Source organism: Selenomonas sp. oral taxon 920, assembly GCF_001717585.1.
Lineage (GTDB): Bacteria > Bacillota > Negativicutes > Selenomonadales > Selenomonadaceae > Centipeda.
The window spans coordinates 233,207-254,802 of sequence record NZ_CP017042.1 but is presented as its reverse complement, the minus strand read 5'-3'; the positions used below and the strand labels follow the sequence as shown (position 1 = coordinate 254,802).

At 59.3% G+C, this 21,596-nt stretch carries 20 protein-coding genes and 1 pseudogene; 9 read left to right on the top strand and 12 right to left on the bottom strand.

The window, feature by feature from the left end:
* Window positions 1–36: 36 nt before the first annotated feature.
* The 3 genes from BCS37_RS01145 to mqnE (BCS37_RS01135) are packed head-to-tail and all read right to left on the bottom strand — an operon-like array spanning window position 37 to window position 3,006.
* Entirely contained in the window at window positions 37–885 is an 849-nt protein-coding gene (locus tag BCS37_RS01145; protein ID WP_069179758.1) for an MTAP family purine nucleoside phosphorylase, read from the bottom strand.
* 1 nt (window position 886) lies between these two features.
* The gene (gene mqnC / locus BCS37_RS01140) at window positions 887–1,912 is read right to left on the bottom strand and encodes a cyclic dehypoxanthinyl futalosine synthase (protein WP_069179757.1); all 1,026 of its coding nucleotides are present in this window, start codon (window positions 1,910–1,912) and stop codon (window positions 887–889) included.
* Window positions 1,909–3,006 carry an aminofutalosine synthase MqnE gene (gene mqnE / locus BCS37_RS01135; RefSeq protein ID WP_069179756.1) on the bottom strand — a complete coding sequence of 366 codons (1,098 nt, stop codon included), beginning with the start codon at window positions 3,004–3,006 and terminating at the stop codon, window positions 1,909–1,911. Before mqnE (BCS37_RS01135) ends, mqnC begins: the two co-directional genes overlap by 4 nt.
* 129 nt (window positions 3,007–3,135) lie before the next feature.
* Here mqnE (BCS37_RS01135) and BCS37_RS01130 point away from each other — a divergent pair, with 129 nt between their 5' ends.
* From BCS37_RS01130 to BCS37_RS01110, 5 genes are all read left to right on the top strand, one after another.
* Window positions 3,136–3,555, top strand: coding sequence for an MATE family efflux transporter (locus BCS37_RS01130; RefSeq protein ID WP_069179755.1), 420 nt, complete (start codon window positions 3,136–3,138; stop codon window positions 3,553–3,555).
* Between the two features lie 139 nt (window positions 3,556–3,694).
* Window positions 3,695–4,780, top strand: coding sequence for a hypothetical protein (locus BCS37_RS01125; RefSeq protein WP_069179754.1), 1,086 nt, complete (start codon window positions 3,695–3,697; stop codon window positions 4,778–4,780).
* A gap of 9 nt (window positions 4,781–4,789) precedes the next feature.
* Window positions 4,790–5,221: a hypothetical protein gene (locus tag BCS37_RS01120; protein WP_069179753.1), complete on the top strand. Its 432-nt coding sequence runs from the start codon at window positions 4,790–4,792 to the stop codon at window positions 5,219–5,221.
* The gene (locus tag BCS37_RS01115; RefSeq protein ID WP_069179752.1) at window positions 5,199–7,172 is read left to right on the top strand and encodes a suppressor of fused domain protein; all 1,974 of its coding nucleotides are present in this window, start codon (window positions 5,199–5,201) and stop codon (window positions 7,170–7,172) included. Before BCS37_RS01120 ends, BCS37_RS01115 begins: the two co-directional genes overlap by 23 nt.
* Window positions 7,173–7,188: 16 nt before the next feature.
* Window positions 7,189–9,714 carry a tetratricopeptide repeat protein gene (locus BCS37_RS01110; RefSeq protein ID WP_069179751.1) on the top strand — a complete coding sequence of 842 codons (2,526 nt, stop codon included), beginning with the start codon at window positions 7,189–7,191 and terminating at the stop codon, window positions 9,712–9,714.
* 53 nt (window positions 9,715–9,767) lie between these two features.
* On the opposite strand, the gene BCS37_RS01105 is transcribed toward BCS37_RS01110, so the two are convergent.
* The 5 genes from BCS37_RS01105 to BCS37_RS01085 all read right to left on the bottom strand — a co-directional run bounded on the left by BCS37_RS01105 (window position 9,768) and on the right by BCS37_RS01085 (window position 13,030).
* Window positions 9,768–10,031 (bottom strand): Txe/YoeB family addiction module toxin, encoded by a 264-nt coding sequence (locus tag BCS37_RS01105; protein WP_069179750.1) that lies wholly within the window; start codon window positions 10,029–10,031, stop codon window positions 9,768–9,770.
* Complete coding sequence (locus BCS37_RS01100; protein WP_069179749.1) at window positions 10,031–10,300, bottom strand: type II toxin-antitoxin system RelB/DinJ family antitoxin; 270 nt, start codon at window positions 10,298–10,300, stop codon at window positions 10,031–10,033. The genes BCS37_RS01105 and BCS37_RS01100 overlap by 1 nt, the downstream gene beginning before the upstream one ends.
* A 75-nt stretch (window positions 10,301–10,375) precedes the next feature.
* Window positions 10,376–11,005 (bottom strand): LUD domain-containing protein, encoded by a 630-nt coding sequence (locus BCS37_RS01095; protein ID WP_069179748.1) that lies wholly within the window; start codon window positions 11,003–11,005, stop codon window positions 10,376–10,378.
* 46 nt (window positions 11,006–11,051) lie between these two features.
* The gene (gene mqnE, locus BCS37_RS01090; protein ID WP_069179747.1) at window positions 11,052–12,137 is read right to left on the bottom strand and encodes an aminofutalosine synthase MqnE; all 1,086 of its coding nucleotides are present in this window, start codon (window positions 12,135–12,137) and stop codon (window positions 11,052–11,054) included.
* 125 nt (window positions 12,138–12,262) lie between these two features.
* A complete protein-coding gene (locus BCS37_RS01085) occupies window positions 12,263–13,030 on the bottom strand; it encodes a cyclase family protein (protein ID WP_069179746.1) in 768 nt (255 codons plus the stop codon).
* Window positions 13,031–13,895: 865 nt separating this feature from the next.
* Between BCS37_RS01085 and BCS37_RS01080 the strand changes: the two genes are divergently transcribed.
* From BCS37_RS01080 to BCS37_RS01065, 4 genes and pseudogenes are all read left to right on the top strand, one after another.
* Window positions 13,896–15,923, top strand: a complete 2,028-nt coding sequence (locus BCS37_RS01080; protein ID WP_069179745.1) for an OPT family oligopeptide transporter — start codon at window positions 13,896–13,898, stop codon at window positions 15,921–15,923.
* Window positions 15,924–16,057: 134 nt separating this feature from the next.
* On the top strand, window positions 16,058–16,528 hold the full coding sequence (locus tag BCS37_RS01075) for a hypothetical protein (RefSeq protein WP_069179744.1): 471 nt from the start codon (window positions 16,058–16,060) through the stop codon (window positions 16,526–16,528).
* A gap of 24 nt (window positions 16,529–16,552) precedes the next feature.
* Window positions 16,553–16,972, top strand: a pseudogene (locus tag BCS37_RS01070) (pyridoxamine 5'-phosphate oxidase family protein).
* 21 nt (window positions 16,973–16,993) lie between these two features.
* A complete protein-coding gene (locus BCS37_RS01065) occupies window positions 16,994–17,773 on the top strand; it encodes an SDR family NAD(P)-dependent oxidoreductase (protein ID WP_069179743.1) in 780 nt (259 codons plus the stop codon).
* Between the two features lie 295 nt (window positions 17,774–18,068).
* Here BCS37_RS01065 and thiW read toward each other — a convergent pair whose 3' ends face one another.
* The 4 genes from thiW to cytX form a co-directional block, all read right to left on the bottom strand.
* Window positions 18,069–18,557 (bottom strand): energy coupling factor transporter S component ThiW, encoded by a 489-nt coding sequence (gene thiW, locus BCS37_RS01060; protein WP_069179742.1) that lies wholly within the window; start codon window positions 18,555–18,557, stop codon window positions 18,069–18,071.
* Window positions 18,551–19,354 carry a bifunctional hydroxymethylpyrimidine kinase/phosphomethylpyrimidine kinase gene (thiD, locus tag BCS37_RS01055; protein WP_069179741.1) on the bottom strand — a complete coding sequence of 268 codons (804 nt, stop codon included), beginning with the start codon at window positions 19,352–19,354 and terminating at the stop codon, window positions 18,551–18,553. Before thiD ends, thiW begins: the two co-directional genes overlap by 7 nt.
* A gap of 13 nt (window positions 19,355–19,367) precedes the next feature.
* Window positions 19,368–20,189: a hydroxyethylthiazole kinase gene (thiM, locus tag BCS37_RS01050; protein ID WP_069179740.1), complete on the bottom strand. Its 822-nt coding sequence runs from the start codon at window positions 20,187–20,189 to the stop codon at window positions 19,368–19,370.
* 216 nt (window positions 20,190–20,405) lie between these two features.
* The gene (gene cytX / locus BCS37_RS01045; RefSeq protein ID WP_069179739.1) at window positions 20,406–21,578 is read right to left on the bottom strand and encodes a putative hydroxymethylpyrimidine transporter CytX; all 1,173 of its coding nucleotides are present in this window, start codon (window positions 21,576–21,578) and stop codon (window positions 20,406–20,408) included.
* Window positions 21,579–21,596 lie beyond the last annotated feature (18 nt).

Below are 21,596 nucleotides of genomic sequence, written 5' to 3'. Positions count from 1 at the left end.
CTCCTCCGACGCCTATACATTTTTAGAAGTCTTCCGTCAACCCTTATCCGACTCTGCGTTGTAGACGTCCTTGAGCAGTGTCTCCTTGCGCAGGCTGCGGCATTCGCAGGCGCTCTCCTCGGCGGGAACGCTGCGGATGGCGGCGAGCAGGATGTCGCCGATCATGGGAGCATCGTCGTAGAAAATCTGCGTGAGCGTGTCGTGTGACCACGGGCGGATGCCCTCGCCGTAGTTGACGACGAAATACAGCCCCGCATAGCACGCGCCGATCTCGCGCGCAAGGTAGACCTCGGGCGCGAGGCTCTGCCCCACGATGTCCGCGTGCCCTTTCAGCATCGCGATCTCGGCAGGACTCTCGAAATGCCGCCCGTCAGTGACGGCGTAGATGCCGCGGTCAAAGATGCGCCCCGTATAGCGCTTCCTCGTTTCCTCAATTAGCGCCGTGCGAAGTTCCGCGCAGAGCGCATCCCGCATCACGAGCAGATAGCGCCCGTCGAGCATGACATCCTTGCGCACGGACATATCAAGGTAATCGTCGGGGATGAGGAAGTCGCGCGGGTCGAGCAGTGGGTTCACCGTCCCGACGCCGCCCTCGGAGAGAATGCGCCGCACGCCCGCCTGCCGCAGCACCCAGAACACCTGCCGCGAGGCATCCGCGCGCGTCACGCCGCTGCGCCAGCCGTGCATACGGCAGGTCAGCACGCGCCGTCCCGCGACGGAGAAGAGGCGGAACGCAGGACTCTCGCCGTAGGGTGTTGCAAAGTGCAGCCCGTCCGCGAGGATCTCCACATCCGCCGCCATCGAGGCGCGCGGGAAATCGCTCGACAGCGTCCCCGAGCCGCCGATGATGGCATATCCCGCCGCAGGAACCTGTTGCTCTGCCATGCTAAAACCTCCGTATCACGCGATAGCGCGTGTCGCGCTGCGCCGGCTCTCTGCCCGCACCGCGTATCAGATCAATCATCTTCTTAATCGACATATTGTACCGCGTCCCCGCCGCACGCACGACATTCTCCTCAAGCATGATGCTCCCGAGATCGTCCGCGCCGAAGCCAAGCGTCAGCTGTCCGATGCGCTCGCCCTGCGTGACCCACGATCCCTGTATGTGCGCGACATTGTCCATGTAGAGACGCGTGACGGCAAGCGTCCGCATATAGTCCCAGCTCGAAGTCTTCTCCCCGCCGAGTGCGGTATTGCCCGGCTGGAACGTCCATGTGATGAATGCGCGGAAGCCGCCCGTCTCCTCTTGCAGCCGTCGAATGTGCTCCATGTGCTCCACTCGTTCCGCCATCGTCTCGCCGAAGCCGATCACCATCGTCGCCGTCGACTCCATGCCGATCTTGTGTGCCGTCCGCATCACGCGCAGCCAGTCCTCGGTCATGATCTTCTTTGGTGCGATGAGCTTGCGTACGCGGTCGACGAGGATCTCCGCACCGCCGCCGGGGAGCGAGGCAAGCCCCGCATCCTGCAGGCGGCGCAGCGTGTCCTCAATCGTAATGCCCTCCTTTTCGGCAAAGTACAGAATCTCCGTCGCCGTAAAGGAGTGGATCACGATGGAGGGATAGCGGTCACGGATCGCACGCAGCATATCTTCATAGTAGGAAAGCGGCAGATCGGGGTGAATGCCGCCCTGGATCATGACCTGCGTACCGCCCGCCTCCGCTGTCTCGCCGACCTTCGCGAGAATCTCCTCCATCGGCAGGAGATACGCATTCTCCGCATCCTGTTTCGTATAGAAGGCACAGAAACGGCATTCGTTCACGCATACATTTGTATAGTTGATGTTGCGGTCAACGATGAATGTCACCGTATCGCCGAACCGCCGCCGCCGCTCCGCATCCGCCGCGCGTCCAAGGTCGATGGGGTCGCCGTGCGTGAGTAGGTCTGCCGCCTCCCGCTCCGAGATTCTCATGCGCCCTCCCCTGCCGCAATCGGCTGATAAAACGTGTCACGCTCCACAGGCACATAGCCCGCCTCGCGAATCATCGCGTCGAGTTCGCGTCGCGTGATGCCCGTCTGCGTCTGTGCGCCCGCCGCATGGATGATCTTCTCCTCCCCAATCGTGCCGTCGAGATCGTCCGCACCGAAGCCAAGGGCAAGCTGCGCGATGGGCTGCGTCAGCATGACCCAGAACGCCTTGAAATGTGCCACATTGTCGAGGACAAGGCGTGAGAGTGCGAGCATCTTCATATCCTCCCACGAGCCGACGCGCGCGAGCTTCCGCTCCGCGCCGAGAGCCGTGTTCTCTGGATGAAACGGAAAGAGCATGAATGCCTGAAAGCCGCCCGTCTCATCCTGCAGCTCGCGCAGGGCAAGCAGGTGGTCGATGCGCTCCTCGACCGTCTCGATGTGCCCGTACATCATGGAGGCATTTGTGCGGATGCCGAGTTCGTGCGCCGTACGCATACAGTCGAGCCACTCGGCACGCGTTGCCTTGTTCGGGCAGATGATGGCGCGGACGCGGTCGGACAGAATCTCTGCGCCACCTCCGGGGAGGGACGACAGTCCCGCCGCCTGCAGCGTACGCAGAATGTCGCGGACAGAAGTCCCCTCCGTCTTTGCAAAGTTCACAACCTCCACGGGCGTGAACGCCTTGATATCCGCGTGCGGAAGTGCCGCACGCACCTGCCGCACGACCCCCTCGTAGTAGGAGAAGGGACGATCGGGATGCAGGGCACTCACGATATGGATTTCCGTGAGGCGCGGCGTATTTTTCGCCAGTTCCAGCACGCGAGCTACATCATCCGTTTCCATAATATAGCCGCGCGCATCCCCCTGCTCCACCTGGAACGCACAGAGCGGACAGTTTGCACTGCATATATTCGTGAGATTGATGTGGCGGTTCACCGTATAGTAGACGTTCTTCCCGCTCTCGCGCTCCTTCGCCGCACGCGCCCACGCGGCGAGCGCGAGGAGATCGTTGTCCTCGTAGAGGGCGAGCGCATCCTCCCTCGTCAGCCGCGCCCCGCGCTCGGCGGCGGCACGGGCTTTCTTTCGATCACTCATGTACGATATTCTCTCCTTAATGACACTCCCGCAAGTGTACCAAATGCGGCAGGATTTTGCAAATTCCCCACTTGCGCGTCTGTTCCGCTTTATGCTAGGATAGCAGAACTACAAAAAGGAGGATGTTCCGTGGCGCAGCTATCCCAGCCCATCACCTACCGCACACTGCTCGCGTTTGCCGTGCCGATGATCGTGTCACAGCTCTTTATGAATGTGAACTTCATCGTCGACGGCTTCTTCGTCGCGCAGGCCGTCGGGACGGATGGACTGTCGGCGATCAACATCGTCATGCCGTTCATCCCGCTCACGATTGTGCTTGCAACCATGCTCGGCACGGGCGGGAGTGCGCTCGTTGCAGCGCAGCTCGGCGCGGGCGAAAATCGCCATGCACGCGAAAATTTCTCCCTGCTCGTCCTCGTCTGCGTCATTCTCAGCACGATGATTGCCGTGCTCGGCATGACCTTCCTGCACCCGATTCTCTACTTCTTCGGCGCATCGCTCACCTTCCTGCTCCTTTGGCAGAAGCGGAAGCAATACGGATATCTGTAGGAAGGACTGCCTTGATCCATGTCAAGACTGTTTTTGATGGTCAATCTTACCCAAAAGACCTATTGAAGCCGCAATACATCTATACTATCATAAAACAGATGAATATTCCCACAACAGGAATCACGGAAAGGAGCCGATCATGACGCTGCCCTACCAGTGCCCCGACTGCGGCACGGAGCTCGGCTACAAGGGACTCTGCTGGCGCTGCAGGACGGCGGCGAATCGCCGTGCGGCACTCTCATGGACGCCCGAGGAGGTCTCGGCAAAGGAGCAGGAGATCATCGCGCAGATCGAGGATGTTCCCGATGACTTCTGGTATCTGCTCTGCTGTCGCGGACGGCTCGCGCCGGAGATCCCACGCGCGGCACTCGCGGCACGTTCCTTCTGGCCCTCGGCACTCTACTATCATGCACCGACGGACGTGCGGGACGGACTGATCGCAGCACTGATGGAGACGGATGCCGCACATGAGGCGAACGAGCTTATGATGTGCCTCGGTATGCAGGGAGACGACCAATCCCTTGCGGCACTCCTTGCGCTCGAACGCAATCCGCGCCCGTGGCGCGGGAAGCTGCACGTCACCCCCTCTGTCTATGCGCAGTGCGGCGGCTGGACATTCGACCGCGAGGGGCGACGGCGCACGCTGAATTTCGACACCTGCTATACGCTGGTGCACGCCGCATCGGAGGAAGAGCTCCGCCGCTCGCCCGTCCGCATTGCCCGACCACGGGAGGAACACTGCCCGCACTGCGGCAGCCGCATGGCGGATATGCTCGTCCTCGACGGACGGGATGCGCGTCTGCACTTCCTCGGCATCGACGGCATCCTCACAGCGACCTGCTGTCCGAACTGCGTTTCGTATGAGGGACCGAGGCTGAGCCGCTATGCGCTCGACGGCGGCAGCGAGGTGCTTTCCTGCGAGGATGCGGGCGATACCATGTATATCGAAGAGGAGCTTGTCAGGATTTTTGAAAACGATCTCATCCTCGGCGAGACGCCTGTTCCTCTGTTCTGCGGCGCACGCTTCGAGGATGTCTGCACGCTCGGCGGCTTTGCGCTCTGGTGGCAAGACTGGGAATACACGACCTGCCCCGACTGCGGGCAGCCGATGAAGTATCTCATGCAGATTCATTGGGATGCGCTGACGGACTATATGGAGGGCACGCTCTACATCGAGTTCTGCCCCGACTGTCAGATTGTCTCCATGCAGCACCAGCAGACGTGAGGCGCAGCCATGACTGACCATGATGATACCGTACTTGCAGAAAAGTTCCGCACACTGTACGCGCACCTTTGCCGTGAGCGCATCCTCCCATCCATGCCGGTCACAGAGGATGCCTCGCCCGCACAAATGGCGACAGCGCTCCGACAGGCACTATGCAACGCCTACCCGGCGACAAAGCGGAAGCGCACGATGAAGAGCATCCATTACGCCAACTCCTTCACCGACACGGCGCTCAGGGAGTGTGCCTTTACCCTCGACGATGTCGGGCAATACCTGGCACGGAATCACTTCCTTGACCACGACCGCTCCGTTGATTTCTTCAATGAAAAAATCACGGCGGAGGGATTCGTCATCACACCGACAAGCCTTCTGGAAACGATGCTGGAGAGCCTGCTCCTCAGTCATAAAGGAGAACACGATGAAAAAAATTGGCAGAAATGATTCTGCATATAAAAAGAAAGCCCCAATGCCCACAGAGGTCTATACCGAGGAAGAACTGGAGATCGTCGAAAGTTACATTGAGACGAACTTCGGCACGTATGCAAACGTCTTTCATGAGATTGTCTCGCCGGACATCCACCTGGACATCTGCATTGTCGATCCGACCGAGGAACGCAACTACTATATGCTCGTCACCCTCGGGATGGGCGCACACCGTATGAACGTGCCAAAAGAACTCGCCGAATACAAGCTCGAACGCGCGGAACTCGCGATCGCCCTGCCGCCCGACTGGAAGATCCACGAGGACGATGAAGTGCACTACTGGCCGATCCGCCTGCTGAAGAACCTCGCACGTCTGCCGATCGAGGACGATACATGGCTTTGCTGGGGGCATACCATTGATAATAGGGCTCGCTGCTATGCCGAGAACACCAAGCTGACCGCTGCCCTGATCGTCAGCGCGCAGATCAAAGGCGGAGGAGACACCGTCTGCCCCCTCCCAAACGGCGATGAGGTCAATTTCTATCAGATCATCCCACTCTACCGGGATGAACTCAACTACAAGTTCGACCGCAGTGCAAAAGAGCTGCTGAACCTCTTTGACGAGCGTCGTGTGAGCTTCGTCATTGATCCGGAGAGGCGCAGCGCACTCGCGCCCGAGGACTTCACCGATCTCGTAATGGACAATGCGCAGTGGCACCTCGACAGCCTGCGCGAAAAGAAGCTGCCCGTGGACGAGATCACGGCGTACAACCACCTCGCGATCTATCTGCGCTGGTGCATCGAGCATGAGCTGATGGCGGATTGGTTCGTCCGCCAGTATGCGGCGACTGTCCGCGCCGTGCGGGAGCATCCGGCAGATACCGACCTGCGCCCCTTTATCCGCGACGAACTGCACGGGATTCTGATGCACGGCTTCTTTGGCGAGGAGGGCACGGCGTTCGCACAGTATTACTACGACGGCGAGGCCCCCTCCTTTCCCTCGGACATCGACAATCATGCCTTAGCGTACTTCGGTACGGAGCAGTACTTCTCGGAGGAGTTCGACGACGAGGCATATCTGTTCGTCCCGTTCGATGAGGACTACTATGCAGCAATGGCGGCGACCATCGCACAGCGGTGGGAGGCGTGGAAGCGGAACAGCGCCGAGCGGAAGGAAAATGAAGATGAGGCGCCAAGCGACGTCGCTGCCGCAATCATGCAGTACCTGAACTGCGGCAGGGCAGACTGCTCCCTGATGTACTTCCCGCCGATGGCGGACGACGATCCGATTATGGCGGCGTACAGCTATGCCGTACGCCGCAGTGTGCACGACGGCTATGTCCCCCTGCTCATCGTCCCGAGCGATACCCTGTGGGAGATTCTGACGATGAACGCAGAGGCGGAAAAGGGCGCGTTCAAGGACTATGATTTCGATGCCGATGCCGTGGAAAAGTACCGCGAAAAAATGCTTGCACAGCCTCTGCCGGACGGCAAGGCGATACTAATGGAGCGGCTCGGCGAACGTTTTGAACTGAGCCGAAAGGAGACACCGGACGATGGAGATGGGGAAGAGTTCCGTGAGACCGACCACTTTATCAGCTACTGGGACTACGAGACGCAGAAAACGCAGCCGATGATTCTCGCCAAGATTCCCGTGAAACATCCGTGGACAGTGTTTGCATATCTGCCGTTCGGCGGGTGGAACGACTGCCCCGACACCGCCGCGCTGATGGCGGTGTCGAAATACTGGCACGAACGGCACGGCGCAGTGCCTGCCGTCCTCACCTATGACACGCTCGAATACAGCGTTCCCGCACCCATAGAGCCGCAGGAGCGCGCCTTGGATCTGGCGAAGGAGCAGTACGCGTTCTGCGCCGACATCATCGAGCAGGGCGCACCCGGCATGAGCGTCACGCGTCTCGCGCGCGATCTGAGGCAGTCAAACATCTGGTATTTCTGGTGGGACTAAGCTACAGGAGCAATAAATGACCTTACTCGAACAGTGCCAAATTTGGCACGAGAACAACGAATTTCAGAAGATCATCGCGGAGATCGAGGCGCTGCCAAGCGAGGAGCGCACGCCGGAACTCGACAGTGAGCTTGCGCGCGCCTACAACAATACGGCAGGCGCGGGCGATCGCGCGTATTTTGAAAAGGCAATCGGACTCCTCTCTCCCCACGCGGACTATTTCGCGGGCGATCATCTCTGGAACTTCCGCATGGGCTACGCCTACTACTACCTCGACCGCGAGGACCGCGCCCTCCCACATTTTGAGGCAGCCCTCGCCGCGCTCCCCGAGGATGCGGATACCAAGAGTATGATTGCATACTGTCACAAGGGACTTTCCATGCCGCTCTTTCAACGCCCGTTCCGCACCCGCGTGCAGGAGGCGTGGGCAGCGTTCGAGAACATAGAGACGGAGCTGCGCGCGCTGATGGATGCGGGGCCGGATCACGGCGAGGAGCTCATCGAGCGGTGCGACACTGTTCTGCGCATCGCCCTCTCCGACGCAGCCTTCGAGATGGGACGCGGCGGGGAAAAATACGAGCTGATCCTAACGCCCGAGGGCGTGCGCGCAAAGCTCTTTCCGCTCGTCTATTTCGCACGCCATGCCCCCGCCTCCGTGCGCGAGCACTGGGACATCCGCGTCGGGCGCACCGCCTCTCTTGGTGCCCTGCGTACGGGCGACAACAGCATCGAGATGAAGGATGTCGCCGTCTGGTTCGCACAGGAGGGAGAGGGGATCGCCCTCATGGTCTACTGCGAAAAACTCCTTTCTCTCCTGAAGGAGGACGAGAATCGCACATGGTGGATGCTCTCCACGATCGTCGATCAGGCACTTGGCGAAATCGCCTCCATCCGCCTCATCCATGATTTCGATGTCCTCGATGCGCCGCGGGAAGATCCGCCGATGTTACTGACGGATCTGCCAAAGGCCCTTGAGGAGGCGGGTCTTTCTCTCGACAGCGATGCAGAGGACTATCTGGAGCACTCCTATCTCGCCTACGAACGCGAGCCGCAGGATATTTCCGATACGAGCTGGCGGTTCGATGTCTACACGGGCAGTACGCGTCTGCCCTCCATCCTCAGCGCCTATACGGAAAACGATGCGACACTCGTGGATATGTACCATGCGGACGGGATTGTGGCGGGCTTTCTCGCCTATCCGCTGACGGAGGAGCTGCGCGCGGATTCGGAGGCTCCCCTCGCGTTTCGCGATGCGCTCATGACGGCAATCGAGAGGGATGCCAAGGAGCCGGATGCTGTGACCTTCCTTGGCGGAGCGACGGGTACGGACTGCGGCTATCTGGACTTTCTCGCATGGGATCTGCGCGCCGTCCTCGACGCCGCCAACGACTTTCTCGAACAGACGGATCTGCCGTGGGCGGTATTCCACTCCTTCCGACGGGACGCAAATTCCGTCAGCCTCTTTGATCGTACGGAGGAGGAGGAAAGCGCGGAGCAGGAAAGCCCCGCCGCCGCGAAAGCCTCCCTGCTCTCCCCTGCGGCGGTTCGGAAACTCGAGGCGATGGACGACGGCTCGACGGGCTATTTCTACAAGATGCTGCACTATCTGGAATCGTACATCAAGAACGGAACCATCAAGGGGAATTTCACGCGCGAGGAGGCGCGTGCCGATCTGGATATTGCACTGTGGTATGCATACGCATGCAACAATATCGATGCCTACGAGTACTACTACCGTACAACGCAGTGGATGCCCGCAGCAGCGGTAAATGCAAAGGGCTGCGGGACATACTACTACCGCTACGCCGTCGCCCTCATGTACTGCGGACGACTGGACGATGCACTCCGCATGGCAGAGAAGGGTGCACAGGAGGAGCCGGACTATCCGTGGACATATCTGCAGCTCGGCAAACTCCGCGCACACTTCGGCGACCGTGACGGGGCACACGAGGCAGTGCAGAAGGGGCTTGCGCTCGTGCCGGACGATCATGAATTTCTGACGCTTGCACGTGAGATCGAGGAGGGTGCAACCATTGAGCAGATGTCCTACCACTGGATTGATCCCACGTTTGACGAAGAGCTGCAAGGAGCGGCCGCATCAGGAGAAACACTGGGGCTGCGTGACGGCGTTGATGCCGATGGAGAAATGTACGACAAGCAGTGCGCCATCGCCTGCATGACAGTACATGAGGCGGGGCTTTCGTACTTCCGCCATCTCTTCCGTCCCGATCCGAAAAATTACGAACGGAACGCACCCTATTGCAGCTTTAACTATACCGTAGGTGATACATCCGTGCGGCTCGTCTTTCACATGAACGAGGCGGGCCTCTCGAAGCGCGATCCCGCATGGCTGCGCACGCAGAAGGAGCGCCTCGACGATAGGCGCTGGCTGAAACGCGTCGATGATGCGGGAACGGGCACGCTGAGCACAGTGCATTTCGAACTCGACAATCAGGTTACGCTCGCGTATCAGTACCCGTGGCAGGAGAAGTGCGTCTACATTCCATTGGATGAGGATGGGAATCCGAAGGATGAGGAGTAGAATTTACTGCATATGAAAAAGGAGGCGCACGCCTCCTTTTTTGATGTCATTATTTACTTGTCCCGATAGTGCGAACCGCACTGCCATATCTCGAATCGCCCATTCTTAATACGGAAAACCAGACGATTCTTTTCATCAATATGAACACTCCAAAAGCCGGAAAGCTCGCCCTTGAGCGGTTCCGGCTGTCCCTGGCATTGGTATCCGTTGCGGTCAATATCCTGAATGAGACGGTTGATCTTTTTCAGCGTCTTCTTATCCTGCGTCTGCCAGTACAGATAGGCCTCCCACGCTTCATCCTGCCACAGTTTCTCCATCAGTCGGCCTCGATGAGCTCATGCGGTTTCAGCGTACTGCGCCCTGCCTCAACATCTGCAATCGCCGCACGTAGACGCGCCATATTCTCCTCGCTGTAGAACGGATCCGGTTCTGCTGTGACCTCGAACGGGATGCGGCGTTCCTGCGTCACCTTAGCCGCGAACATTGTAAATGCGGAGGTCAACGTCAGCCCCATTTGGCGGCAAGTCTCCTCCATCGCACGCTTGAGTTCTGCATCCATCCGAAAATTTACCATTGCCTGAGCCATATCAATCGCCCCCTTTGCTGTAGAATATCATGTTTGTAAGAATAAATCAATCATTTCTCATCATCTGCTTTACTATTATAACCCCAGTTCCTCCTCGATCAGCACGAGCTCCATCGGGCGATAGCTCATCTTCTTGTAGTGGATGGTGAGGGCGTTGCAGATGCGCTCAAGTGCCGCGCAGTCATAGCAGCGCGTACCGTCCTTCGCGCAGGGCGTTTTCTTGCCCTTGCGGTGGGCGTTGCGTGGGGCGGCGATGCGGTGAATGCGCTCGATGCCCGCCGAGATGTCGGGGACAAGTTTGTTGATTCCGACGACGAAGTAGGTCTTTTCATGCCCGAAAAGCGAGCCCGCGACACGGTTGCCCGCACCGTCCATGTTGAGAATCTGCCCCTCTTCCGTGATGGCGTTCGCCGAGAGCAGGAACACGTCCGTCATCAGTGCCTCGCGCCCCGCAGCGAGAAATGCCTCAATGCCGCCGACATGCCCCGCACGCGGCGGGTCGATCACCTCGTTATGCACGCTCAGACGCTCGTAGAGGGAGAGCGCCCGCAGTGTCTCGGAGTCGCCGAAGCCGACGCGCTTGCCGCGAATCTCAGCGGCGAGGTGGTCCGCCGCCGCTGTGCGCTCCGCGAATCGCGAGACATCGTAGCGATTCCGGCGGAATGCCTCCATCGTGCGCACAATGCGCTCCTCGTATGCCGACATAGCTCCTCCTCTGACGGTGAATGCCCCGCAGCAAACCCGCTCCCTCTCAATACGTCTCGATGATATTAAAGTTCGAGTCACACGCAGCGGGCGTGCGCCCGATCTCACGAATCACACGGATGATATGATCCTCCGAGAGTGCGCGGGGACTCTTCGCGCCCGCATCGTGGAGAATCGTCTCCTTGTGCACCGTGCCGTCGATATCGTTCGCGCCGAAGCAGAGCGCCACCTGCGCCACGGGCACGGTCAACATTACCCAGTACGCCTTGATGTTGCGGAAGTTGTCGAGCATCAGGCGCGAGATCGCAATCGTCCTGAGATCGTCCCACATCGACGTCTGCCGCACCGTCTGTCCGAGCTCCGTATTCGACGGCAGGAACGGGAACGGGATGAACGTCTGGAAGCCGCCCGTCTCATCCTGCAGCTCACGCAGCCGCAGCATATGCTCGATGCGCTCCTCGATGGTCTCGATATGTCCATAGAGCATCGACGCATTCGTCTTGATCCCAAGTGTATGCGCCGTACGATGCGTTTCGAGCCACTCGTCCGCCGTTGCCTTGTTCGGACAAAGTTCGCCGCGCACGCGGTCGGTCAGGATCTCCGCGCCGCCGCCCGCAATCGACTGCAGCCCTGCCTCACGCAGGCGCACGAGCACATCGTGCACCGTGAGGCCCGAACTCTTTGCAAAATGCGTGATCTCCACGCCCGTAAACCCCTTCAGATAGAGCGTGGGAAACGCCTCATGCAGAGCTTTCAGCCGCCCCAAATAGTCCTCGAACGTCCAGTCCGGATGCAGCCCGCTCACCACATGCAGCCCCGCGAGATGCGGGTCGCGCATCGCATCCGCGACGTGCGCCACCGCCTCCTCTACGCTCATCTCGTATGCGCCCTTGTCGCCCGCATCGCGCCCGAACGCACAGAACTTGCAGTGCGCGAGGCAGATATTCGTGAGGTTCACATGGCAGTTCACGTTGTAGTAGACAATGTCACCGCACTTCTCCTGCCGCACGCGGTCAGCAAGCGCACCAATCCACGCAATGTCAGGACACGCAAAGAGCCGCAGCCCGTCCTCACGCGTCAGCCGCTCACCGTGCTTGATTTTCTTCTCAATCTCCAAGTATTCGCTGTGCAATCTCTCTTCTCCTAAAATATATGATGGATTAGGATTTTCGACATACAGGGCGCATTTTCCTGCCATATACAAGGGGCTGTCGCACGAAGCTAGAAAACTTCGTGCAACAGCCCCCGTATATTCGCTTACTTCTTCGGCGTAATCGCAATCACGCGCGCGGGCAGCCCCGTCGCGCCCTCGATATTCGGCCACGCGACGAAGAGCAGCGCTCCCGCAGGAGCCACACGATCGAGGTTCGTCAGCACCTCAACCTGCAGCTTGCCCTTGTCGAGGAGGTATCGCTCGCAGGCAAGATCCCCCGCCTTCGCCGCTTCCACAGAGGCATCCGTGTCCAGCGTCTCATGCCCGCTCGCGGCCGCATTTCGCGTTTCGTAGATGTATTTCAGCGCATCCATCGACCAGCCCGGGAAATTCTCACTGCCGTCCTCCGCGATACCGGAGATCGCGTCCATATCCGGCCAGTGCCTGCTCCATCCGGTATAGAGCGCGACAAATGCACCGTCCGGAATCACGCCGTATTTCGCCTCGTACGTCTTGATGTCCTCCACCGTCACCGCATAGTGGACATCGCGTGCGACCTGCTCCGTCACGTCGATCACGCACAGCGGATAGAGCATATGCTGCGCCCCATAGGACTCGGCGAGCGGACGGTTGCGGACGAAATGCCCCGGAAAATCAATGTGCGTCCCGAACTGCCCCGGGAACTTGAACGTCTGGATCAGGCAGTCGAGCATCGGATTGCCCCAGTCAAAGCACGTCTTGCTGAGCTCCACAGAGCCCTCCGGAATCCCCGCCCAGAACGGACTGTCATTGTTCAGCGGATGCGTCAGATCCACCCACTCATACGCATCTGACTTCAGTTCATCAAGAACATTCCACAGTTGATATGCCATATCGCCATCTCCTTTATCTCATATAAAGAATATATGCTATATATTATGGCTATATACGGATTTTGTCAATCCACCCTTACAAAATTTTCCTCCATGGTATTGACAATCTTCTGAAGTTTGACTATACTAAAGATAGTTAAGGAGGATTCATCGGCAGCTTGATTCAGGACAGGCAGCCCCCCGTATGTTCCGTAAGCGTACGGGCAGAGTTCTCCGGAGTTTCCACAGTGTTGACCGACGGTTGTTGGAGAGGGATAACGGCGCGCAGCTTCGCTGGCTGAGCGGAGCAGGCACGCCGGATTTTCCCCGATGGACTGGGAGGAGATTCCGATGGGTCATTGAGTGGCCGCAGGGTGTCCGCACAGGTGTATCAAGTTCCAGCACGTGATGGAACAGAGGAGTCGAGAGGTGCGGCAGGAGGATGCGGCAGCCCGCAGAGGACGGGCGCAGGGACATACCGGACGCGCAGGTGAAAGATTTTTCCCACAAGCGGAGTTGTGGCGTGTGCGCCCATGTATGTCAAGGTAGTTTCTCAGCGTTTTGGAGGAAAGTTCCCCGCCTCATGCTAGCTCGGGCGAGGAACGAAGCGAAGATCGTTTGGATGCAAGAGAGTTACCTATCACTTCCCGTATTTTCCTCAGACCGCCGACAGGTGACGAGAAAGCCTGTCGGCGGTTTTGTATTGTCTGTGCGATGCGAAGGCTCCTCTGTGGGCAGTCGATTTTCGTTTGATTGCACGTTTTGTTTTCTTTTTTCATCAATTTTCTGTATACATGTAAATATAGACGTTTACATTCTGTATTTCTATGTTATAATACTTCTGTTATTTTTCACTTTATTGTATAGAAGGACAGGTGATTCTTGCATGAAAGATCCGCAGAACGAGTTCATGCAGCACGAGCTGAGACTACCAGAGCTCACCGTGCGCGGCATGATCCTCGGCGCGATCCTCACGATCATCTTCACCGCGTCGAATGTATACCTCGGGCTCAAGGTCGGTCTGACGTTCTCGTCGGCGATCCCCGCGGCGGTCATCTCGATGGCGGTGCTGAAGATGGCAAAGGATGCGAACATCCTCGAGAACAACATGGTGCAGACGCAGGCGTCAGCGGCGGGTACGCTGTCTGCCATCATCTTCATCATCCCCGGCATGCTCATGATCGGCTACTGGCAGGGCTTTGAGTTCTGGCAGACGCTCATGGTCTCCGCGTGTGGGGGCTGTCTGGGCGTACTCTTCACCATTCCCCTGCGCCGTGCGATGGTCGTGCACAGCCCCCTCGCCTACCCTGAGGGTGTAGCGGCAGCCGAGATTCTAAAGGTTGGCAGCCACGCAAAGGAGGACGGCAAGTCCGACTCAGGGCTGAAGGAGATCCTCTCGGGCAGCGCGATCGCGGGCATCATCGCATTCCTCACGAACGGACTTCAGGTGCTCGGCGGCTCGCTCTCGGCATGGTTCCACGTCGGACGCGGCATGACACAGCTGCCGCTCGGTTACTCTACCGCGCTCGTGGGTGCGGGCTACCTTATCGGCATTGCGAGCGGACTTGCCATGCTGACGGGGATCGCCATCGCATGGGCTGGGTTCGTCCCCTACTTCACCATGACGGAGGCACTGCCCGACGGAATGACCCTCCAGAAATTTGCGGGCGCGGTCTACCAGCAGAAGGTGCGTCTCATCGGTGCGGGCGCTATGGGCGTCGCCGCAATCTGGACGCTCATCACCCTCGCCCGTCCCGTCATCGACGGCGTGAAGGAGTCCATCGCGGGTGCACGCGCGAGTGACGAAGAGAAAGGGCTGCACCGCATGGACATCGACATGTCGATGAAGAGCATCGCGCTCGTCTTCGGCGTGACGGTCATCGGCTTGCTCGGTATCTTCTATATCTTTGTCAGCCCTGAGCACATCCCGCCAAGCCAGAAGATCATCTTCACCATCGTCGGCGTCGGTGTATCCGTCCTCATGGGCTTCTTCGTCGCCGCCGCCTGTGCCTATATGGCGGGTCTCGTCGGCACATCCTCGAGCCCAATCTCCGGCATCGGCATCCTCGGCATCATTGTCGCTTCACTTGTCATGTACTCGCTCTGCGCATCGTTCGGCATCTTCGAGATGGAGGGCGGCGAGAAATTTGCGACGGCGACGGCCATCTTTACCACCTCGATCATCCTCGCGATTGCGTGTATCTCGAACGACAATATGCAGGACCTCAAGACGGGCTGGCTCGTCGGCGCAACGCCGTGGCGTCAGCAGGTTGCACTCCTCATCGGCTGCCTCGTCGGTGCACTCGTCATCGCGCCCGTGCTGAACCTTCTCTACGAGGCGTACGGCTTCCCGGGAGCGATGCCGCGCGCAGGCATGGATCCTGCGCAGGCACTCTCCGCACCGCAGGCGGTGCTCATGACCACGATCGCACAGGGCATTTTCTCCAGTAAGCTCGCATGGGAGTATATCTACATCGGCATCGGTCTGGGTGTGGTGCTTGTCCTCATTGACCTTTTCCTCAAGCGCACCACGCGCAGTCTCTGCCTGCCGCCGCTTGCCGTCGGCATGGGTATCTACCTCCCGCCCGTCATCCAGACGCCGCTCGTTGTCGGTGCCATCCTCGGCTACCTCCTCAACCGCCATCTGCGGAATACGGGTGGCTCGAACGCCGAGGCGGCAGGTCTCAGGCGCGGCACGCTCTTTGCCTCGGGCCTCATCGTCGGCGAGTCCATCGTCGGTGTTCTGCTTGCGGGGGTCATCGTCGTCTCTGTCTCGAACGGCGGCGGCGAGAGTCCGCTCGCCATCGCCCCCGAGGGCTTTGCCGACACCGCTGAGATGCTCGGCCTCCTTGTCTTTCTCGGCATCCTCGGCCTCTTCAGCAAGGTCGTTCTGAGCGTGAAAAAGTCATCGTAACTTCACAACGTAAAAACACGCCGGCAGAATGTCGGCGTGTTTTTATACGGATTTTATGGTACAATACCCTCAGGATTTATCCCATCCACCTTGTGGATGCAGCACCTGTATACGATATGATAAAGGAGGCTGTCATGCGGTCATTGTTTCGTACGCTCCTTGCCGTGCTCACACTCGTCTGTCTCGCGCTGCCCACGGCAAGCGCAGGCTCCGCGCCGCCGCTCACGCATATGGAACCAATTGCGGTATGGTCAGAGGAGACAGCAGCGATTCCGGCAGAGGCGAACTATCCGAACCGCCTGCCCGAGGGCACTGTGTTCCGTGGGGAAAACCTCTACATCAAAGTACGCTTTATCGGTTATCCCGCATGGAACCTGCTCACCTATCGGAGCGGATCGGAGACGGGGCGCATCCTTGCCTTTCACGAAGTCGAGCGCACCCCCCTCACAGACGATATGCGCGTGATCGTCGGGTATGAGCAGACCGCAGCGATCCCGTTCACAGAGATCGGCACGGCGGAGATTGACCTCTGCATCGCCGCTGCCGATGCAGGGAGCGGGGCACCGCGATACGCCTATGTCCGAGGAATACGGACAGAGAAATAACACTGTAGGGATAGAGGGAAAAGTATGAACCTAAGGGATGAATTCGAGCGAATCATGCGCGAGCAGCGCGAGATTGCGCTCGCGACGACGACGGACGGGCTGCCGCACGTACGCATCGTGAACTTCTACTATGCGCCTTAGGAACGCCGTATCTACTTTGCCACGTTCAAGGACAACGAGAAGGTTGTCGAGCTTGCGGCGAATCCGAACATCGCCTTCACCACCGTCCCGCACAACGATACCACGGAGCATGTCCGCGCAAGCGGGCACGCCGTGAAGTCCGCACACACCGTCTACGATCTCGCGGCACTGTTCGCGGCGAAGATCCCGCGCTATCAGGAGACCATCGACGCCGTCGGCGACGAGCTCATCCTCTACGAGATCGCCTTTGACACTGCGGTCGTCACCGTGGATATGGAACATCGGGCGCAAATCACGCTCTGAATCGAAAGGAACCTCCTCACTATGAGCAAGCACTACACCGTCATCACGGGAGCAAGCGCAGGCATCGGCGCGGCGGCGGCAAGAGCGTTTGCCGCACGCGGGCACAGCCTGATCCTCGCCGCACGGCGCACCGATCGTCTCGAGGCACTCCGTATGGAGCTTTGCGCGGCACATCCCGACATTGACATCATCGTAAAGACCGTTGACCTCTCTGCGGCGGAAAATGTCCTCCGCTTTTATGAGGAAGTTCACACCCTGCCGCTCAGGACCTGGATCAACAACGCAGGATTCGGCGACTACGGACAAGTTGCCGCGCAGGATCTCGACAAAATTCGTCCGATGCTCCATCTCAACATCGAGGCACTGACCATCCTCTCAATGCTCTTTGTGCGCGACTTCGCCGATGTCGAAGGGACGCAGCTCATCAATATCTCGTCCGTCGGCGGCTATCTCATCGTCCCGAATGTCGTCACCTACTGCGCAACGAAGTTCTACGTCAGCGCCTTCACCGAGGGGCTCGCACAGGAGCTCCATGCCAACGGAGCAAAGCTGTGCGCCAAAATCCTCGCACCCGCCGCCACACAGACCGAGTTTGGTGCCGTTGCGAACAACAATCCAGCCTATGACTACAACAAGGCCTTCGGCACCTACCATACGAGTGCCGAGATGGCAAACTTCCTGCTCAAACTCTATGACAGCGACCAAACGCTCGGCATCGTCGACCGTGAGACGCTCACCTTCCGTCTCACCACCCCGCAGTATCCCTATGCAGGGAACTCTGCACGCAATCAAAAGGTGTAACGCCACTCACACGATACGCAAAAATCCCCCAAGACACAGTCTGCAGTTTCCTAAAAGCCAGCTTTCCTAAGTCTAATCTTTTAGGTGAAGCCCCGTCTTGGGGGATTTTTTATTCAGCTGCTCATGCATGAATCTCCATGGACGTCTCTATCCATCGGTTTAGATCACGATAGATACCGCGGATATTGCGAACCGCCTCACCATAAACCAGTGTGAGCAGCCGTGCAAGTACACTTACCAACTCATGTGGGCCCACGCCTATACATTAGTACTGCGCGGCAATCTCGCGCGCATCTCAGCTCCGCCGCAGCTTCGGCAGGAGGAAGCGCAGGAGGACGTAGGCGAGGATGCTGCCCGCACCCGTGGAGAGGAGGAAGGGGACGATGTAGACGGTGTAGCTCGCGGGATTCAGCCCCATGAGGAGGGCAGCGACGGGATAGGCAGCGAGTGCACCGAGGATGCCCGTACCGAGTGCCTCGGCAGTGCAGGTAAGCCCAAGGCGTTTCATATAATGATAGGTGAGCCCGCAGCAGAGTGCGCCGATCATGCTTCCGGGGAACGCCATGAGGCTGCCGAGCCCCGTGATGTTCCTCAGCAGGCTTGCGGCGAAGGCGACGCCGATGCCCCAGAGAGGGCCGAGGAATACGGCGGCGAGGATGTTGACAAGGTGCTGCACGGGGGCGCAGCGGCTGCCGAGTACGGGGATGCTGAACAGTCCGCCGAGCACTGCGACGGCGACAAGGATGCCGGCGAGGGTGAGCTTGCGGGTGCGTGTGTCTAGCATATAAATTCACTCCTCAAATCAAAACCATGCGCAAGGGGGCCGCTCCCCTTTCCAAGATCGAGCCCCGCAGCGAGTGCGCCCGAGATATATGCCTTCGCACGTTTGACCGCAATGTCCAAATCCATGCCGCGCGCGAGGTTCGCGGCAACCGCACTTGAGAGGGTGCAGCCTGTGCCGTGGGTATCCGTAGTCGCAATGCGCCGCCCCTCGAACCAACGTGCGCCCGCACCGTCGACGAGCAGATCATTCGCATCGTCGATGCTGTGTCCTCCCTTCACGAGGACTGCTGTATGTGCACGCTCATAGATGCGCGCCGCTGCTGCGGTCATGCCCTTTCGGTCGGTAATTGCCGTATCCGCAAGCACCTCCGCCTCGGGTATGTTCGGCGTGATGATCGCCGCACGCGGCAGGAGTTCGGAGCAAAGTGCCGCGACAGCATCCTCACTGATGAGACGTGCGCCGCTGGTCGCGACCATGACGGGATCGACGACGACGTTCCGCGCATGGTATTGGTCGAGTTTCTCTGCGATCACGCGGATGAGTGCAGCATCCGCGACCATGCCGATCTTTACGGCATCGGGCGGGATGTCGGTGAATACTGCATCGAGCTGTGCCGCGAGAAAGTCGGGCGGGACGGCGAGAATGTCCGTGACCCCCGTGGTATTCTGCGCTGTGAGTGCGGTAAGTGCGCTCATGCCGTAGATGCCGTGCGCGGTCATGGTTTTGAGATCTGCCTGAATGCCCGCGCCGCCGCTCGAATCACTTCCCGCAATGGTGAGTGCCGTGTGTATTTTCAATGTTCGTCCCTCCTCAGAGTTTTGTGATGTTCATATTTGCATGGAGTTCTTCCGTTGTCATATGGTAAATGGCATCAATGATACGCGTCCGATAGGTCGCGTTGCCGTCGCTCTCCTCCATCTGCGCCCATGCGAGCTCGCCTGCCGTGCCCATGAGCGCAGAGGTTTCAGCGACTGCCGCAAGGGGATCGGACGGCGCGGCGGCAAGTGCGGCGGTGAGCAGTGCGGAGAGCTGGCAGCCTGTGCCCGTTACGCGCGCCATCTCCGCGCGGCCGTTTCGGATGGCATAGCAGTCACGCCCATCCGTCACGATGTCGATCGCACCCGTGACAGCGATGACTGCGCCCGTGCGTGCGGCAAAGGCGTGCAGAAGGTCTGCCGCCGCGCCGAGGTTCTCCTCGGTGACGGCATCCGCGGCGTTTGCATCGACGCCCTGTGTCGCGCCGCTCCCAACAGCAAGTGTCCGTATCTCTGAAATATTGCCGCGAATAAGGGCAGGGCGAACCTCGTCCAAAATGCGAAGCGCAGTCGCGGTACGCAGGCGGCTTGCGCCCGCGCCGACGGGGTCGAGCACAACGGGATGCGCGAGTGCGCGGGCACGTTTCCCCGCTGCGATCATGCTCGGAATGGTACGTGCATTCAGCGTCCCAATATTGAGGCAGAGCCCCGCGCAGAGTGCGGTGATCTCCTCCGCCTCCTCCGGATCGTCCGCCATGATGGGGCGTGCTCCGACGGCAAGCAGGACGTTCGCGACATCATTGACAGTGACATAGTTGGTGATGCAGTGAACGAGCGGTGATGCCGCTCGGATCTGGTCGAGGGTTGATGTAGGCATTTATATTTTCCTTTCATTGAGGAGGGGATGCGTGCCCAACGCGAACGCTTAGTTACGCAATCGCCCGCGTGCTTGTATGCTCAAATACCGGCGGACTTCTTAAACGCGCTTCGCTTGAACGAAAGAAATCCGCTGGGGCATACCGCACGCTTTTCGCTCTTGCTTCACTAGGGTTCGCTTTTGGGCAGCGCACCGCCCTCTTCGCCATTCCCCCTCTCACTCCGCCCGTTTCCCCATCACCCGATTTGCGAGGAGTGCAAGCAAAAGCGTGATTGCCATGGTCGGCAGTGTGCTGCCGACGGGCGTGTCGAGCGTCATGAGCCAGCGATAGCAGAGGAAGCCGACGAACCAGACAGTGAGATTGACCGTGTGGACAGAGCGTCCCGCCGCATCCTCGCGCAGGAGGAAGCAGCTTGCGATCTGGACGGCAATCATCGGGGCAAAGACCGAGCCGATGATGTAGAGGAAGCCCGTGATGTCGTCCATCGGGTAGAGCGATGCCGCAGCTGCGCCGAGCACGGTCACGCCGATGCCGACGGTGCGCCCCGAGACGGAGCGCACAATGCTCTCGCTCGAGACCCCCGCCGAGTACGCATCGAGATACGTTGTGGTAACAGTCGAGAGGATGACGATACCGAGCCCTGCCGCGCCAAGCCCCGCGTGGAGCATGATCTGTGCGATGTCCGATTCGCCCGTGAGAATCGCCGCCCCCATGCCGATGAAGTACATCCAGCAGCTGACGAGCCCGTAGACGAGCGCGCTCACGACGGCAGCGGCGGCGGGTCTCTCTGCCTCGCGCGTGTAGTCCGAGATGAGCGGCAGCCATGAGAGCGGCATCGCAATCGAGAGCTCGAGTGCCATCGCAAAGCTCATCGTCTCGCCTGCAGCAGATCCCGTCGTCTCCGCGCTGCCCCAAATGACGGAACAGAGAAGCACGGTGAGCAGGAACAGCCCTGTCATGGCGACGGCGTTCACGCGCTCGATGCGCAGGATCCCGATCCGAATCCAAACGATAATCAGTATGCCGATGACAAGGCACCAGAGCCAATGTCCCGCATCCATCACCGTATTTGCCGCAAGTGCACCGTCGTAGATCATGATGCTCGTCCAGCCGACGAGCTGAAGGACGTTCAGCGCGGCAAAGAGCAGCCCGCCGCGTGCACCGAACGCCATCTTGACCGTCTCCATCGCACTGCGGCGCGTGCGTGCACCGATCAGCCCTGCAAGAAAAAGTAAAAAACAGCCGATGATGTGCCCGACTACAATGGCAATCCCGCCGTCACGAAAGCCGAGCGGCGCGAAGAATGTGCCCGTGAGTATCTCCGCGAGCGAAACGCCCGCACCGAACCAGATCAGTGCATTTGCGGGGATGCTTGTACGCTTGTCCATGTGAACCTCCTTCTATGC